Below are 16,919 nucleotides of genomic sequence, written 5' to 3'. Positions count from 1 at the left end.
TTGCATACGGTGAACGGAATTATGCGACGTTGACGATCCCCTCTCCCCGTCCTGAGCTTGTCGAAGGATCACGGGGAGAGGGTAAGGGTGAGGGGCGGCGCAACCGTCTCCGAATTGAGAGGGTGCATGGATCCGATCTCCGACTTTATCGCCAGCTTCAAGATCCCGATCGGGCAGTGGGGCAAGACATTCTTCGATTTCCTGACCACCAATTTCGAGTGGTTCTTCGACAGTATCGCCGACGGCCTCACCGTCGTGCTCGACGGGCTCGTCGATTTCCTGCTCATCATCCCGCCGGTCCTTCTCGTCGCGGCCATCGCGGGGCTTGCTTTCTACCTGCAGCGCTCGTGGAAGCTGGCGACCGGCGTCGCCATCGGCCTGCTCTTCATCGTCAACCAGGATCTCTGGCAGGAAACCGTCGAGACGCTGGTGCTGGTCGTCGCGGCTGCGGCCGCCTCCATGGCCATCGGCGTGCCGATCGGCATCTGGGCCGCGCATAACGAGCGCGGCTATCGCTATATCCAGCCGGTCCTCGACCTGATGCAGACCATGCCGACCTTCGTCTACCTGATCCCGGTGCTCATCCTGTTCGGCCTCGGCATAGCGCCGGGCCTCATCGTCACCGTCATCTTCGCAGCGCCCGCGCCGATCCGCCTCACCTATCTCGGCATCACCTCGGTGCCCAAGCCGATGATCGAGGCCGGCGAGGCATTCGGCGCCACAAAACGCCAGCTCCTGTGGAAGGTCGAGCTGCCGGCAGCACTCCCCACCATCATGGCCGGGCTCACCCAGTGCATCATGCTCTGCCTCTCCATGGTCGTGATCGCAGCGCTCATCGGCGCCAACGGCCTCGGCAAGCCGGTGGTGCGCGCGCTGAACTCGGTCAACATCCCGCTAGGCCTCGAAGCCGGCCTCGCCATCGTGGTGCTCGCCATCATCCTCGACCGCATCAGCCGCATCGGCACGGGAGCCGCCAAATGACCGTCGCCGTCGATTTCAAGCATGTCGACATCGTCTTCGGCCCCGACAAGGGGCCGGCGCTGGCGATGATCGACCGCGCCGCAACGCGCCAGGAGATCCTGGAAAAGACCGGCTCGGTGCTCGGCTGCGCCGGCGCCAACCTCACCGTCAACGAGGGCGAGATTTCCGTCCTCATGGGCCTTTCGGGCTCGGGCAAATCCACCCTGCTGCGCGCGGTCAACCTGCTCAACGTGCCGGCGCGCGGCAATGTGCTGGTCAAGGACGGCGACCGCATGGTCGACATGGCTACTTGCGACGCCGCCACGCTGCGCCACATCCGCCAGAATCGCGTCGCCATGGTGTTCCAGCAGTTCGGCCTCCTGCCCTGGCGCACGGTGGAGGAGAATGTCGGCTTCGGGCTGGAGCTTTCCGGCGTACCGGAGGCCGAGCGCAAGGCGCGGGTCCTGAAGCAGCTCCAGCTCGTCGGCCTCGACCAGTGGGCGAAGAAATACGCGCACGAGCTTTCCGGCGGCATGCAGCAGCGCGTAGGCCTCGCCCGCGCCTTCGCCACCGAAGCGCCGATCCTGCTCATGGACGAGCCGTTCTCCGCACTCGATCCGTTGATCCGGACAAAACTGCAGGACGAACTGCTGCAACTCCAGAAGACGCTGAAGAAAACCATCATCTTCGTCTCCCACGATCTCGAGGAGGCGCTGAAGATCGGCAACACCATCACCATCATGGAGGGCGGCCGCATCGTCCAGACCGGCGCGCCGGAAGACATCGTGCTCCGGCCCGCCAACGACTATGTCCGCGACTTCATCGCCAACGTGAACCCGCTCTCGGTGCTCACCGCCTGGAATGTCATGCGCGACCGCCGCGACCTGGAAGCCGCGGGCGCGGGCGGCTGGGTCTGGCTCGACCGCCGCCAGACCACGCGCTTCAGGATAGACACCGACGGGCTGGTGGCTGCGGCCGAGCGCGACGGCCGGCCGGCGGTGTGGGTCTCCTGCGACGACATAGAGCGCCTGCCGGAAGACGCGCCGCACGTCTTCTGGGCGCGCCCCGGCACTACGCTGAAGACCGTCATGCTCGCCATGCACCGCTCGCAGACCGCGCCGGTGGCGCTGTTCGACGAAAGCTCGCGCTTCGTCGGCGCGATCGGCGTGCGGGACGTGCTGAGCGCGGTGCTGCGGAGATGACAGCCCCCTTCTCCCCGTCACTCTACGGGGGAGAAGATTCCGGCAGGCAGATGAGGGGCAGCGCCGGCATCTCAGAGTTCGTGCTGCCGATATTCTTCGCCGCCGTGTTCAATTCTTCAGCGTTCCGGCATGGATTCCCGACACTCTCCGCTCGTTCCTCGCTCACGAGGTCGGGAATGACGACTTCATGGTATGCTTCCGCAGATCATCAACGTTAACTCTTCCGCAAATCGCCAGCTCTGGGATAGCGGAGGTCAACAATGCAATTCGTCATTCCCGACCTCGTGAGCGAAGCACGAGCGGAGAGTGTCGGGAATCCTGTGTGTTTGTTTTGGCGTATGGTGAGCGCGGGAAGGAGGCCGTGGGAATCCTGGTCGTCGGGTTTTGCCCGACAGGCCGCGGCATGGCTCGGCTCCCCTCCCGCTTCGAAACCATCAACCTGAACAGTTGCACGAGGCTGCTGCACAGACCTCGCACCACAGGAAGAGGCACGGTGATGATACAGCATAACTACATCGGTTGCGACATCTGCAAGGACATGCTCGACGTGTTCGATCCGTCCAGCCGCAGCTTCCGGCGGCTCGCCAACCGGGCCGGGCCGATCGAGGCTTTCGCGGCCGGACTTGCGCCGGGGCGCGATTTCGTCGTCTTCGAGGCGACCGGCGTCCACGACCGGCTGTTGCGCCACGCCCTGGCCGAGGCCGGCATCGCCAGCACCAGGCGCAACCCCGTCCAGACCCGCCGCTTCGCCGAGGCCGGCGGGCTTCTGGCTAAGACCGACAAGCTCGACGCCCGCATGCTGTCCGACTACGGCCGCCGCTTCACCCCGGCGCCCGACCAGCCGCCGTGCCGCCAGCGCGAGCGCATCGCCGCCTTGGCGCGCCGCCGCGACCAGCTCGTCGAGGCCCGCGCCCGCGAGGCCAGGCATCTCGGCGAAGCCTTCGATCCCGACGTCATCGCCGACATCGAGGCGGCCGTCGCCTGCCTCGCCAAGCGCATCGCGACCATCGAGGCGGTCATCGCAAGCGCCATCGCCGAAGCCGACGCCGCCACCGCCGCCACGTTCGCCATCCTGCGCTCGGCCCCCGGCGTCGGACCCGTCACCGCGCTCACCCTCATCGCCCATTTGCCCGAGCTCGGAGGCCGTTCGCCCAAAACCATCGCCAGCCTGGCCGGGCTGGCGCCGCGCAACAACGATTCGGGAACGCGGCGCGGCCGGCGCCCCATCCGCGGCGGCCGGCCGCGCGTGCGCAAGGCGCTCTATATGGCGGCGCTCGGCGCCATCCGCGCTGCGCCGCGCTTCAAGGCCTTCTACAGCGCCATCGCCGCCCGCTCCGGCTCCAGGAAACTCGCCGTCATCGCCGCAGCCAGAAAGCTCCTCACCATCCTCAACGCCATGCAACGCGACCAGAAAGCATATGCCTGAAACACAGTTGCCATGCCGTAACGCAGAAGAAATTAGAATCGGACCAGAACGGTCGTCGTGCTTGAACTCGGCCGCCTCCCGGTCCACCCTCCGCCACATGCCCAACTTCCTCTTCAACGGCCCCGCCGACGCCAAGACCACCATCCTCCTCGCCCATGGCGCGGGTGCACCCATGGATTCGGCCTGGATGAACGCCTTCGCCGAGCGTCTCGCGGCAAAAGACATCCGCGTCGCGCGCTTCGAATTCTCCTACATGGCAGCGCGGCGCACGGGCGAGGGACGAAAACCGCCGCCGCGCGCGGAAACCGTGCTTGGCGAATACCGCGCGGCCGTCGAAGCAATCGGGCCGGGGAAAAAACTCTTCATCGGCGGCAAGTCGATGGGCGGCCGGGTGGCGAGCATGGTCGCCGACGCACTTTTTCGCGACGAGAAAATCGCCGGCCTCGTCTGCCTGGGCTACCCGTTCCACCCGCCGGGCAGCCCGGAAAAGCTCCGCACCGCGCATCTCGAAAAGCTCTCCGCGCCCACGCTGATCTGCCAGGGCGAGCGCGACCCGTTCGGCACGAAGGAAGAAGTTATAGGCTACCGCCTGTCGTCGGCGATCTCGTTTTTCTGGCTGGCAGACGGCGACCATGACTTCAAGCCCCGAAAAGGCGCGAGCGCGACGGCGAAAGGCAATCTCGACGCGGCGGCGGAGACGGTGGCGGAGTGGACGGCGAGGGACTGAGTGGCAGGAATTGACCGGTAGGCGGCGCTTTGTCGGCAACGTCCGTTCGTCCTAAAGGCAGACTTTTGCATCGGCCGGCACTTGGCAACGGGATCAGCCACGACTCTCCAACCCGAAGAAGCCGGGCGTGGAATGCGTCTTGACCCTAGGAGATAAACGCTACAACCTTATCTTGTACCGTGCCTCCCGAAGCTGGAGAAGCGCCGTGGATGATAAATCTTTCGAACTGCGGGATTTGGTCAAGGTCGTGGCGCATGCCGTGTCCTACGCCGGAGCCGTGTTCTTTCTTATTCGCGCAGCTTTCATCATGCTTCGCTCAGGCAGAGAATGGCTTGCCGCGGCTCTGCTGCTCGGACTTTGCGCCAGCGCGAGCGCCGATGACGTGCTTTTCGAGAATGTCCGCATCTTCGATGGAAAAGGCGTCGCACTTTCGGCTCCATCGAATGTGCTGATCGAAGGCAATGTGATCGCGCAGATCTCGACAGGTCCCATCGAGGCCGAAGGCGCCGAGCGCATTGCCGGCAACGGGCGAACGTTGATGCCGGGGCTGATCGATGCGCACTGGCATGCGATGCTGATCGCGACTGGCCCGGCAGAGACGATGAACGACATCGGCTTCGCCACTCTCGCTGCCGGCGACGAGGCGACGGATACGCTGATGCGCGGCTTCACCACCATTCGCGATGTGGGCGGGCCGGCGTTCGGCCTCAAGCGCGCGATAGATCAGGGCATCATCGCGGGACCGCGCATCTATCCGTCCGGCGCCATGATCACCGTGACCAGCGGGCATGGGGATTTCCGCCAGATGAGCGACCTGCCTCGGAAGCCAGGCTTGTTCACCCCCATGGAGATAAACGGCGGCAGCATCGTCGTGGACAGCCCCGACGAGGTGCGTTTGCGTGCCCGCGAGCAGTTCATGCAAGGGGCCGTGCTGTTGAAGGTGACGGCGGGCGGCGGCGTATCTTCGCCCCACAGCCCGCTCGACGTCACCACCTTCACCGCGCCCGAATTGCGGGCGGCCGTCGAAATTGCCGAGAATTGGGGCACCTACGTCGCCGCGCACGCCTTCACGTCGGAAGCGGTTCAAATGTCCATCGCGGCCGGAGTGAAGTGCATCGAGCACGGCCTCCTCATGAGCGAGGCGGACGCCAAGCTGATCGCGGAAAAGGACATTTGGCTTAGCTTGCAGCCGCTTCATGAATTGATGAGGACAAGCCTCCGGGAGGGTTCGGTCGAGCGGGCCAAGGCGGATGAGGTGTGGCCAGGCATCGATAGGACTTACAAACTCGCGAAGAAGTACAAGATCAAGACGGCCTGGGGCACCGATGTCCTGTTCTCCCGCGCGATGGCGGCACAGCAGGGGGCTATTCTCGCCTCGCTTGCCCGTTGGTACACGCCTGCCGAAGCGCTCGCCATGGCGACCGGGACCAATGCCGAACTGCTGGCTCTGTCCGGCAAACGCAACCCCTATCCCGGAAAGCTCGGTGTAGTCGAGCAAGGCGCGCTAGCGGACCTGTTGCTCGTCGAAGGCAATCCGCTGGAAAACATCGACCTCGTGGCCGATCCCGCCAACAATTTCAAGATCATCATGAAGGACGGCCGCATCTACAAGAACACGCTGGCCGAGTGAGGAATAACTGAACCTGCTTGCCGAGCAGGCGAGGGCAGCCGTCGACTCGAATGCGATCTTGCTGTTCTGGCCGGCAGACGGCGACCACGACTTCAAGCCGCGAAAAGGCGCCGGGGCGACTGCGGGCGGCAATCTCGATGCGGCGGTGGAGAGGGTGGCGGAGTTTTCCGGAACAAACTGAATGACAAGTATCGACGTTCCGAACGTCCACTAACAGCTATTGAATATTTGGAAATTGACAAAATACAATCTTTTGTTCTGTAAGTTTACGCCGAAAATTCGTTGACTGTATTGAAGTCTCGACCTTTTATATTTGACCGGAGTCGAGCCTTGGATACTTAGAAATTCAATTACGGTCGAAGGAGTTGGAATGGCGGTTCATACCTTGGAATCCCTTGCCCAGAAGTATAACAGCGAGGTCGTAGTGCCTCCCATATGGCAGCCGCCACGTTTTGAAAGGGCGGACTGGATGTGGATCAAGTCGATTGCGCAATCTGGACCGGATCAGGACGATCGAATCCAAAACGTGAAGGTAGGGTCAGGCGAAGCAGCTCGACGGCTTACCTGCATGCATCGAACCCAGCCGCGTCGAAATTTCGCCGTGTTCTATCGCCGCCTTGCGTTCGATATGGTCTTGGTAATCGGAATTGGTTCGCACAACGCTAGTAATAAGCAATACACCGTGCAGTGGGCGGATGGATGCAAGAATCGCATATCGCTTGCCGCAAAAAAAGAAACGGGACCCTTCTATTTGGTTAACCCGATCGGAGGGTTATTCGCTTTCGAAACCCTCGATGCGCTACTAAATCAAGAATGTTTATCGCTGCCCATGCGAATCCAATGATTTCTCACGACTCGACCGTTCTCGTGGGATTTCAGTATGCGGGCAGCCGCTCATGAACTGTTCTAGGAGTCTTTAAAAACTCTTTTGACAGCTATAAGTTTGTGTTTTTCTTTGCCTTTTCCGCAAATCAACCCAAACCTGCCAACCAACTGTCTCTAGAGATAGAAGGCCTTGTCTGCTTAAATTTCGGTTAATGATCGAAAAACACACGATCGCACTCATGGAGCTGACAATGCAGGAATTAATCGACTTCACTAAGTCTCTCGCCGATATGCCTGTCGGGGGGCTCGTCACGTTCATTATCCTCGCGGGGTTCGGCTTAGCGGCCTACGCCATCCACGCGGTCCTCGCAGTCACAAAGGGGCGTCGCTGATGCCAATGCCTAAATGGGTGCGTCTGCCCTCCGACTGGATCGAGGCAAAAGGTTTGAGACAATTACAATGGGGCGGCGGCGTAGGATCCGACAACACAGCCGCCCTAATGGCGCTGATGGTAATTGCGCACCATTCGGATGCGGATACCGGCATTGCCAAGATTACTTATGATGCCTTGTGCAAGGCGACGAGCTTGAGCCGAGCCAAGCTGTCGAATGGCCTCGACGTTCTGGCGGGACTCAAGGTCATCGAACGATCGCCGGCGGGACGCAGTACCTACCAACTTTCTAACTTCGATCGAGATAGGGGGTGGGCCATGCTGCCTGCGAGGTGCCTTTATTCAGCGTCACGTATAGCGGCGTTCAAGGACTTCAAGTTGCGTAGCGCAACCGAATTGAATGCCATGAAGCTCTATTTCCTGTTCGCTGCCCGTCGGGGCAGGGACACCAACATGGCAAATATTAGTTTCGATAAGATCGAGGAGTACGCCGGCGTCGAACGGCAGCGGATAAAGGCGGCAACAAGCCTGCTTGCCACCGCCTCATTTGCCTATATCGAACGCGTACCCAGTAATACGAACGAGTATGGGGTGGCCAATGCGTACCGACTTGCTGGCCTAGAATCGAACAATCACATGGGAACCAGGGGACGGGGCCTCGATGCGGTCGATTCCGACTGGTCGATCGCTGCCGAGTAGCCGTCGGACGGAAACGTTCAAAGCAGACAATGACGTCCGACATGCTGAAGTTTCGCGGATGTCGGCGTAAAGCTGCCTAGAACCAGTAGGTGCGTTGCTTCAAAATGGACCTGGCCGGCCAATTGTGCGAAACTCCGGGCTGTGATGTTGTCAGCGCCTGAATGCCCATGCCCTCCACCGTCACCATCCCCCGCACCAGAACCCGCCCGAAGACCGAGCGGCCGAAGCTGCACAAAGTCATCCTGATCAACGACGATTTCACGCCGCGTGAATTCGTCGTCACGGTGCTGAAAGCCGAGTTCCGCATGAGCGAGGACCAGGCGCACCGGGTGATGATCACGGCGCACCGGCGCGGCGTCTGCGTCGTCGCCGTCTTCACCAAGGATGTCGCCGAGACCAAGGCGACCCGCGCGACGGACGCCGGCAAGGCCGCCGGCTATCCGCTGATGTTCACGACCGAGCCGGAGGAGTAGGGGCGGGCGATTGCCCTTTCAGCCTTGCTCATATGCCTTCACCGCTGCTCTCGTCATGCTGTGTCGTCGCGGCAGTGCTCCGGCGGTAAAGAACGCGATTTCCCGAAAGCGGCAACGACACCACCCACGAGTGTGGATAAAACCAGTCCGGTCCTGACCGATTTTCGCCGCTGCCGAAGATTCCTTGCAACGATTTCAAGCGCTTGGCGAATTGACAAAAGAATCTTTTATCCACACCCCCTGCCACCTCCACCATACTCCATCCCGGCAGCTTGCTGGTGGGAACGGGTGTGCACGACCGGCATCCAGGCAAGTGTGGCGCCGGAGATGATCCCCGCATGGTCGCGCGGGGCGCTCCGGCCCCGGGTCGAACCTGTGCGCCCGCGCTCCGTCCCACATTACCGGGACGGGGCATGGGCCGGGAGCGGCAAGGGGAGAAAACGTCGGCGGCGCATGGCAGCGCGTCAAATAACTAAATTGATCCGGCGTGGTTGCCATGCGCCGCTTCCCACAAATGGCCAGACGCGAAAGCGGGCGTGGCGACGGAGAAGTGCGCCTCTTCCTTCTCTCCTTGTGGGAGAAGGTGCCTGAACGAAGTGAAGGCGGATGAGGGGTGTTGGAAGAAACGAGGCGGAGAAAAATGGGACACATACAAAGCGATACGCAGACAATCGCCTCTGCTATTGCTCCACGCAACACCCCTCATCCGACCTCGCTCCGCTCGGCCACCTTCTCCCACAAGGGGAGAAGGGAGAACAATCCTGCAACGGGGAACCGCATCCGCCTGCCTTCGTTGCCCTGACAGGCACCAGCATAGGAGGCGATCATGGCCGACGAGACCCACAAACTGCAAAAGGACCCGCCGGAAGGCTCGCGCAAGGTGGTCGAACGCGAACTGGAGCGCCAGGAACACAACCGCGGCAGGGAAGGACCTGGCGAAGACGGAGACAAGCGGCGCGAGGACACCCAGGACCGCCAGCGGCATGTGAAACAGGGCGGTTAGTCGATCTCTGGCCGCTCGAAGTCGCCGGTGTCGCGGTTCATCACCCAGAGCTCGCCGGCCGAGATGTCGAACCAGGCGCCCGAAAGCGTCAGCCGGCCCTTGTCCTCGAGGATTTTCACGCAGGGAAAGGTTCTGAGATTGGCGATCGAATAGCGGATCGAGATGCGTTCCAGTGCGGTCTGGCGCTCGCCGGCGGTCATCATGGTGTTTTGCGAGACGATATCGGCCGCGGGCGCCACAAGGCTCATCCACTTGCCGATGAAGTCGCCCGGCGAAAGCGGAGCGGCCTCGGTGTCGAGGGCGGCGCGGATGCCGCCGCAGCGGCCGTGGCCCATCACCACGATGTTCTTCACCTTCAGGCTCTGCACCGCGAATTCGAGCGCGGCGGAAGTCGCGTGGTACTCGCCGTCGGGCGCATAGGGCGGCACCAGATTGGCGACGTTGCGGACCACGAAGAGCTCGCCCGGACCGGTGTCGAAGATCGCCTCGGGCGCCGCGCGGGAATCGCAGCAGGCGACCACCATGGTCTCGGGCTCCTGCCCGTCGCGGGCCAGCGCCCGATAGCGGCTGCTCTCGGCCTGGTAGCGCCCGGTCATGAAGCTGCGATAACCCGCAAGCAGGCGTTCCGGCAGATGCGTCATGGCTAGCCACTAGCGCGGATGGCGGGCGCGATCAACGGCCTTCGCGGTACCACATGGAACCGAGCGCTAGCAGCAGCAAGGCGAGCCCGAAGAAGCCGCCGAACAGCGGCACCCGGCTGACCGATTTCAGCAGGCTGTCGTTGGTCGTCCTGAGCCCGATCCAGTCGCGGCCGGACGCATCGGTCGAGCCGCGCACCGGCACGATGCCGGGCAGCGTCTGGCCGGTCAACGAGGCGAGCCTGCGCACGGAGCCGCCGCTTTCCTCGGCCGCCGGACGCAGCACCTCCTCGGTCGAAACCGTGTCGGCGAATTCCGGAGCGTTGACGGGTCCGATATGGGCAAGCGCGGTCAGGTCGCCATTGGCCACCTGGTACAGGCCGATCTCGTCGGTCTCCACGCTTCCCGAGAAGATGCCGGGCTCGGCGGACGTCAGCGGCACGTCCAGCGGCTTGCCGGACGGGGTTATGACCTTGGCCGGGCCGGGGTCGTCGCTCATCGTCTGGCGGCGTATGTCGAGCACCATGCCGCGGCCGCCGGCGGTCAGCCGCTCTTCCTCGAGGTCGGGCTCCTTCATCAGCCAGTGCGCGATGCGCCGATACAGCGAGACATGCGGGCCGCCGCCCTCGAAGCCGCGGGCCCACAGCCAGCCCTGGTCGGAAAGGAACATGCCGACACGGCCTTCGCCCTTGCGGTCGAGCAGCAGCAGCGGCCGCTCGCCGGCGCCCTTCATCACCACCTCGCCCTCGGGCTGCTCGATGCCGACAAGGCGGAACCAGCGGCTCCATCTCGGCGGTTCGGCGGCCGAGCCGTCGAGGCCGCGGGTGACGGGATGACGTTTCCCGGTGTCGGTCAGACGCGGATAGAACGCCTCTTCCACGACATCGCCGGTCGGCATAGCCGGAAGTGCGGCCATCAGCGGGGTGCGGGCGATCGACTGCTCGCCGGCATATTCGGGCCCGGCGGCGATCAGCAGCGCGCCGCCGCGCTCCACATATTCGGCGATGTAGTCGTAATAGAGGATCGGCAGCACGTCGCGATGCTGGTAGCGGTCGAAGATGATCAGGTCGAAATCGTGGATCTTTTCCACGAAGAGCTCGCGGGTCGGGAAGGCGATCAGCGACAGTTCGTTGATCGGCGTGCCGTCCTGCTTCTCGGGCGGCCGCAGGATGGTGAAGTGCACCAGATCGACCGAGGCGTCGGACTTGAGCAGATTGCGCCAGGTCCGCTCGCCGGCATGCGGCTCGCCGGAGACCAGAAGCACGCGCAGGTTTTCGCGGATGCCGTCGATGACGGCGACGGCGCGGTTGTTGGTGTCGGTGAGTTCGCCCTCGATCGGATCGATCGCGAGTTCGACGATGTTGCGCCCTGCGCCGGGAATTGTCACCTGCAGCGGCGTCGTCTGGCCGATATTGGCGCGCTCTACCGAAACAAGCTGGCCGTTGATCGAGACGCGGACATCGACCGGGCCCCGCTCGTTGCCGGTGGCGATGACGCGGTAGGTCATGTCGAGCGGCTTGCCGACGATGCCGAAGCGCGGCGCGTTCTCGAAGCGGATGCGGCGGTCGCGCTCGCCCTCGTCGCCTGTAATCAGGGCATGCAGTGGTGCATCGAAGCCGGGAGCTGCCTGCGGAGCGTCGTGGACCTGGCCGTCAGTGACCATGATCGCGCCGGCGATGCGCGATGGGGGCACGTCGCGGAAGGCGCTTTCCAGCGCGCCGAACAGGCGGGTCTCGGTGCGTTCGTCGGCGGCGTCCTCGCGGCCCGCCTCCACGACCCGCACGTCGAACTGCTTGAGGCGCGCCAGCCGCTCCTGAAGGCCGGCGACGGCCTGCGTGGTCTCCTCGCCGCGGTTGCCGATGTCCTGGCTCTGGCTGCGGTCGCCCACCAGCGCCACCACGCTTTGCAGCGGCTCGCGTTCCTCGTCGAGCAGCACCGGGTTGAGGAGCGCCGCGGCAAGCGCAAGGAGCGCCGCGACGCGGAACAGCGCGCCGCGCTGGCGAAACCAGAGGCCGGCGAGCACAATCAGCGCGATCGGCACCAGCACGGCGGCAAGAAGCGGCCAGGAGAGGAGCGGTTCGAAGGCGATCGACCAGTTCATGTCATTGCCCCAGCCGTTCGAGCAGGACCGGCACGTGCACCTGGTCGGACTTGTAGTTGCCGGTCAGCATATACATGACGATGTTGACTCCGGCGCGCAGCGCAAGGACCCGCTGCATGGGATCGGCCGGCACGGTCGGCAGCATGGCTTCGCCATTCTCGTCGACAGCCCAGGCCCCGGCGAAATCGTTGGCGGTGATCATGATCGGGGTCACGCCGTCGCCGGTGCGGACGGGGCGGTTGTCGGTGTTCTCGGCCTCCAGCGAAGCCTCGACCCATAGCGGGCCGCCGTTGAAGCGGCCGGGAAACTCGGGAAGGATGAAGAACGCCTTGGTCAAAACGTGATCCGGCGGCACCGGCTCCAGCGGCGGTACGTTGAGATCGCCCAGGATTTCGCGCAACCGCTCGTTCGCCGGGCTGGACGAGCCGGAATCGAGACCGGTCGAGAACTGGTCGCGCGTGTCGAACAGGACCGTTCCGCCCTGCTGCATGTAAGCGTCTATGCGCGCGATTGCCGCTTCGGTCGGCATTGCCGCGTTCGGATCTATTGGCCAATAAATGATCGGGTAGAAGGCCAGTTCGTCCCTGGCGATGTCTACGCCGGCCGGCTGGCCCGGCTCCAGGGCCGTTTTCTCGACCAGGAAGCGCGACAGGCCCGCCAGTCCGGCGCGGCTGATGGAATCGACGCCCGCATCGCCGGTCAGCACGTAGGCGAGCCTCGTCGTCGAGATCGCGTCTATGGCGTCGGCGTCGCCGGGCTTCGCGTCCTGGGCATCGGCGTGGCCGGAAAGTGCGAACACGCCGATGACGGCGACCAGCAGCGCGGCGACCGAGCCCGACGTGCGCCCCGCGCGCTTCGGGCGGCGCGAAAACACGCCGCCCATCCAGAAAACCGCGAGCGTGTCGAGCACCATGAACAGAAGGGCGGCGGCCACGAGCGGCCCTTTCAGATTGCGCGATTCGTCGAAAGCATAGCGCATTTCGGTGACCGGCGCCTCGATGCGCGGGCGAACCAGCGGCGCAAGCGCGGTCTCTGCATCGAGAAGGTTATGGGCGAACACGCCTTCTTCGGTCCCGTAGAGGCCGGGCGGATTCTCGATCGTCACCGGGGCTTTGCCTCCGCCGACTGCCAGCGGCCGTGCGTCGGGCGTCGGCGGGACCAGTGCGCCGTTTGCCGCGACCATGCGGTAGGGCGCGAGCGAACCGGTCTGTCCTTCCGCGCCGGCGGCGGCGCTTCCCTGGTTGCGGGACAACTGGACGATGCGGCGCAGCATCTCGACGAAGCTGCCGGAAATCGGCAGGCTCGACCAGGTCGCCTCAGGCGTGATGTGGAACAGCACGACCGTGCCCTTCTCGCGCCGGGCGCCCGTCACCAGCGGCGTCCCGTCCGCCAGGTTGGCCCAGGTGCGCTCGACGATGTCGGCTGTAGGCTCGGCCAGAATCTGCCTGCTGACCGTGACCTCGGATGGCGGAGCCAGGTCGCCGAAGGGACCGGTCGACGGAAATTCGGTGACCGGCTGCGGCTCGGTCCAGGACAGCGCGCCACCCAGCGAGCGCTCGCCCACCCGCAGTCGCACCGGCAGCAACTCTTCGTCATTGCCGGCGGCAGCGAGCCTGGAGCCGGCGAAGCGCACCAGCGTGCCGCCGTTCCGCATCCACTCGATCAGCCGGGTCCGCGCGGTGTCGGGCAAGGTGCCGACATCCGCCATCACGATCATCGCCGGCTTCTGCTCGAGAAGCTGCGGAATGGCTTCTGCCAGATCGGGGCTGGACGGCTCAACGAGATCGGCGAAGGGTTCGAGAGCGCGGCGGATATAGTAGAGCGGCGACAGCAGCGGCTGGGCGCGGTCGGCCTCGGACTGCGACAGAAGCCCGACGCGGCGGCGCTTGGAATTTTCGTCGAGCACGCGGACTGCGCCGGCCTGAGGCTCGCCGTCTATGGCGATGGAGGAAAAGTCGTTGCGCAGTTCGAACGGCACCTGCAGGCGCCCGGTCGCCTCCGCTTCGCCCGCGCCGAAGGTCAGCACGGCGTCGGCGATGCGGCGGCCCTTGTCGTCGAACGCGCCGGCCGTGATCTGGCGCATCGTCGGGTCGGCTGCGCGGACGGCGGAAATCCGGAAGCCGTCGACTTCATTTTCGGCGGCCGTCAGCCCGATGGACGAAAGCCGCTCGGGAACGGCCCAGACCACATTCGGTGCGTTGCCAAGCAGGCCGGCGAAGGCTGCTTCGTCGCCCTCGGCGGCCAGCCCGTCGGCCAGCACGGCCACGCTCGCGCCCGGCAAGGTTTCGAGCGCCGCGGCGACGCGCGCATAGACGGCGGGGCGGTCGACGGGCACCGGACGCGGCTCGGTGGCGCGCAGCCGGTCCCGGGCGGCCTCGGCGTCGAACGGTCCGATTTCGGCGTTGGGCTTTTCGGCCGTGAACGCAAGGACGACCGGAACGCCGGTCGAAGCCGCATCCGCAATAAGCCGCTCGGCGGTGGCGACGCGGCGGTCCCAATCGGGGGCGCTGGCCCAGCCATTGTCGACGACCAATGCGAGAGCGGCGCCTCCGGTTGGCAGCTTCTCCCTCGGGTTGAACACCGGTTCGGCCAGCGCCAGCACGATCAGCGTGGCCATCAGCAGGCGCAGCAGCGTCAGCCACCATGGGCTCTGGTGCGGCGTCTCTTCCTTTTTCATGACCCGCGCCAGGATCTTCAGGGGCGGGAATATCTCCATCTGCGGCTTCGGCGGCGTCAGCCTCAGCAGCCACCAGATGACGGGAAGCGCCAGCAGTCCCCAAAGCACCGCCGGAAATCCGAATGAGAGCGGCAGCCAGCTCATGCGCGCACTCCCGAGGCATAGCCGCCGTCCGCGGTCATCGCGGCATGCACGCGCACCAGCGCGTCGGAGGCGAGGCGATCGGTATGGTTGACGGTGAAGCTCCAGCCGAGGCGCTTGCACCAGGCGGCAAGCTCCTGCCTGCGGGCCGTGTACTGCCAGCGATAGGCTTCACCCAGCGTCTCGGCGCGGCCGGCCGTCAATTTCTCGCCGGTTTCGGGATCGGTGAATTCCGTGCGGCCGGAATAGGGGAAGGTTTCCTCAGCAGGATCGGCCACCTCGATCAGATGGGCACGCACGCCGTGGCGTGCCAGAACGTCGAGCCAGGCCATCGTCTCTTCGACCGGATCGAGGAAATCGCTGGTGATGACGATGTCGGAGAAGCGGCGGATGATCGAAAGATCGGGCTTGGCGGCCAGTTCGCTGGCGTGACTGAGATGCGAGGCCAGGCGTTCCGCTCCGTTGCGGGAGGTGAAGGGATCGGTGAGGCCCGGCCAGGCGATGCGCTCGCCGCTGCGCGACAGAAGCTCGGCCATCGCCAGGATCAGGACCATTGCGCGCGATTCCTTCGACACGGTCGCGCCGGCGGATTTGTAGAGCATCGATGGCGAGGGGTCCGCCCAGAGCCAGACCGTATGCGCGGCTTCCCATTCGCGGTCGCGGACATAGGTGTGGTCGTCTCGAGCCGAGCGGCGCCAGTCGATCCGCGCCATCGCCTCGCCCTCGACGTAAGGACGGAACTGCCAGAAATTCTCGCCGATGCCGCGTTTGCGGCGGCCGTGCCAGCCGCCGATCACCGTGTTGACGACGCGGCGGGCCTCGACCAGCAGGTCGGGCACCAGCGAGGCGCGCAGTCTCGCGCGGGCGAGCGCGTCGCGCGTGAGGACCGGGGAGGAGGCCTCGCCGACCCGAGCCATCAGAGCCCTTTCACCAGCCGCGCAACCACGTCACGCACCGACATGCCTTCGGCGCGGGCCGCGAAGGTCAGCGCCATACGGTGCTGCAGCACCGGCTCGGCCAGGGCCTTGATGTCGTCGATCGACGGCGCCAGCCGTCCGTCATAGAGGGCGCGGGCGCGGGCGCAGAGCGTCAGCGCCTGGCTGGCGCGTGGGCCTGGACCCCAGGCGACATGCTTGTCGGTGTCGGCGTTGCCCTGGCCCGGGCGAGCCGAGCGGACGAGGTCGAGGATAGTTTCGACCACGCTTTCGGGCACCGGCATGCGGCGGATCAGCTGCTGGATCTCCTTCAGCCGCTCCGGCGTCAGCACATTCTGCGCACGGGCGTCCTCCGTGCCGGTGGTTTCGAGCAGGATGCGGCGTTCGGCGGCGAGTTCCGGATAAAGGATGTCGATCTGCATCAGGAAACGGTCGAGCTGGGCCTCGGGCAGCGGATAGGTGCCCTCCTGCTCCAGCGGGTTCTGCGTCGCGAGCACATGGAAGGGCGAGGGCAGGTCGTGGCGCGCGCCGGCCACCGTCACATGGTATTCCTGCATCGACTGCAGCAGCGCCGACTGCGTGCGCGGGCTGGCGCGGTTGATCTCGTCGGCCATCAGCAGTTGCGCGAAAATCGGACCCGGAATGAAGCGGAAGGAGCGTTTTCCCAATTCGTCCTGCTCCATCACCTCGGAGCCCAGAATGTCCGACGGCATCAAGTCCGGCGTGAACTGGATGCGGCGGGCATCCATGCCAAGCACGATCCCGAGCGTCTCGACAAGCTTGGTCTTGGCGAGGCCGGGAACGCCGACCAGAAGCGCGTGGCCACCGGCCAGCAATGCCACCAGCGTGCGTTCCACCACGCTTTCCTGGCCGAAAATGACGCGGCCCACGCCATCGCGAACCCGCGAAATATCGGAGAGCGCCTTTTCGGCCTCGGCGATCATTTCCTTTTCGCTGATCGGGGCTTGCTTGATGATGACGCTCATGCCGCTTCGGTCCTCATTTGTCTGGAACGCCGGCCGGCAGTTTTCCAGTGCCGCGATCTCGCACATGGCGATGTGCGCTTGAATGAACTTAAATCACTCAATTAG

General features: G+C 64.6%; 15 protein-coding genes. 10 read left to right on the top strand and 5 right to left on the bottom strand.

All coding sequences use genetic code 11. The features are described 5' to 3' along the window. Positions 1–126 precede the first annotated feature (126 nt). The 10 genes from choW to ACG873_RS18465 all read left to right on the top strand — a co-directional run bounded on the left by choW (position 127) and on the right by ACG873_RS18465 (position 9,336). The gene (gene choW, locus ACG873_RS18510; RefSeq protein WP_394886547.1) at positions 127–981 is read left to right on the top strand and encodes a choline ABC transporter permease subunit; all 855 of its coding nucleotides are present in this window, start codon (positions 127–129) and stop codon (positions 979–981) included. Beyond that, positions 978–2,162 carry a choline ABC transporter ATP-binding protein gene (gene choV / locus ACG873_RS18505; RefSeq protein WP_394886545.1) on the top strand — a complete coding sequence of 395 codons (1,185 nt, stop codon included), beginning with the start codon at positions 978–980 and terminating at the stop codon, positions 2,160–2,162. Before choW ends, choV begins: the two co-directional genes overlap by 4 nt. 496 nt (positions 2,163–2,658) lie before the next feature. Then, positions 2,659–3,588 (top strand): IS110 family transposase, encoded by a 930-nt coding sequence (locus ACG873_RS18500; protein WP_394886544.1) that lies wholly within the window; start codon positions 2,659–2,661, stop codon positions 3,586–3,588. Positions 3,589–3,685: 97 nt separating this feature from the next. After that, positions 3,686–4,315 (top strand): alpha/beta fold hydrolase, encoded by a 630-nt coding sequence (locus tag ACG873_RS18495; protein WP_394886542.1) that lies wholly within the window; start codon positions 3,686–3,688, stop codon positions 4,313–4,315. Between the two features lie 307 nt (positions 4,316–4,622). After that, the gene (locus tag ACG873_RS18490; protein WP_394893594.1) at positions 4,623–5,945 is read left to right on the top strand and encodes a metal-dependent hydrolase family protein; all 1,323 of its coding nucleotides are present in this window, start codon (positions 4,623–4,625) and stop codon (positions 5,943–5,945) included. Between the two features lie 58 nt (positions 5,946–6,003). Next, positions 6,004–6,126: an alpha/beta family hydrolase gene (locus ACG873_RS18485; RefSeq protein ID WP_394886540.1), complete on the top strand. Its 123-nt coding sequence runs from the start codon at positions 6,004–6,006 to the stop codon at positions 6,124–6,126. Positions 6,127–6,315: 189 nt separating this feature from the next. Beyond that, entirely contained in the window at positions 6,316–6,789 is a 474-nt protein-coding gene (locus tag ACG873_RS18480; protein ID WP_394886538.1) for a hypothetical protein, read from the top strand. Between the two features lie 372 nt (positions 6,790–7,161). After that, positions 7,162–7,860 carry a hypothetical protein gene (locus ACG873_RS18475; RefSeq protein ID WP_394886537.1) on the top strand — a complete coding sequence of 233 codons (699 nt, stop codon included), beginning with the start codon at positions 7,162–7,164 and terminating at the stop codon, positions 7,858–7,860. 167 nt (positions 7,861–8,027) lie between these two features. Beyond that, positions 8,028–8,333, top strand: coding sequence for an ATP-dependent Clp protease adapter ClpS (gene clpS / locus ACG873_RS18470; protein WP_394886536.1), 306 nt, complete (start codon positions 8,028–8,030; stop codon positions 8,331–8,333). An 826-nt stretch (positions 8,334–9,159) separates the two neighbouring features. After that, entirely contained in the window at positions 9,160–9,336 is a 177-nt protein-coding gene (locus ACG873_RS18465; protein ID WP_394886534.1) for a hypothetical protein, read from the top strand. Here ACG873_RS18465 and ACG873_RS18460 read toward each other — a convergent pair. Genes ACG873_RS18460 through ACG873_RS18440 form a run of 5 tightly spaced genes read right to left on the bottom strand, consistent with a single transcriptional unit; the run spans position 9,333 to position 16,814 of the window. After that, complete coding sequence (locus ACG873_RS18460) at positions 9,333–9,977, bottom strand: carbonic anhydrase (protein ID WP_394886532.1); 645 nt, start codon at positions 9,975–9,977, stop codon at positions 9,333–9,335. The two genes, ACG873_RS18465 and ACG873_RS18460, sit on opposite strands and share 4 nt — an antisense overlap. Positions 9,978–10,008: 31 nt before the next feature. Then, the gene (locus tag ACG873_RS18455; protein WP_394886531.1) at positions 10,009–12,075 is read right to left on the bottom strand and encodes a hypothetical protein; all 2,067 of its coding nucleotides are present in this window, start codon (positions 12,073–12,075) and stop codon (positions 10,009–10,011) included. Position 12,076: 1 nt separating this feature from the next. Continuing rightward, on the bottom strand, positions 12,077–14,896 hold the full coding sequence (locus tag ACG873_RS18450) for a DUF4159 domain-containing protein (RefSeq protein ID WP_394886529.1): 2,820 nt from the start codon (positions 14,894–14,896) through the stop codon (positions 12,077–12,079). Next, a complete protein-coding gene (locus ACG873_RS18445; protein ID WP_394886528.1) occupies positions 14,893–15,810 on the bottom strand; it encodes a DUF58 domain-containing protein in 918 nt (305 codons plus the stop codon). Before ACG873_RS18445 ends, ACG873_RS18450 begins: the two co-directional genes overlap by 4 nt. Continuing rightward, on the bottom strand, positions 15,810–16,814 hold the full coding sequence (locus tag ACG873_RS18440) for an AAA family ATPase (protein WP_394886526.1): 1,005 nt from the start codon (positions 16,812–16,814) through the stop codon (positions 15,810–15,812). Before ACG873_RS18440 ends, ACG873_RS18445 begins: the two co-directional genes overlap by 1 nt. Positions 16,815–16,919 lie beyond the last annotated feature (105 nt).

Origin of the sequence: Allomesorhizobium aridi, from assembly GCF_043769475.1 — a bacterium.
In the GTDB taxonomy this organism is placed as follows: domain Bacteria; phylum Pseudomonadota; class Alphaproteobacteria; order Rhizobiales; family Rhizobiaceae; genus Allomesorhizobium.
Note: the sequence above shows the minus strand (reverse complement) of the source record. Positions and strands in the feature narration are given on the sequence as shown.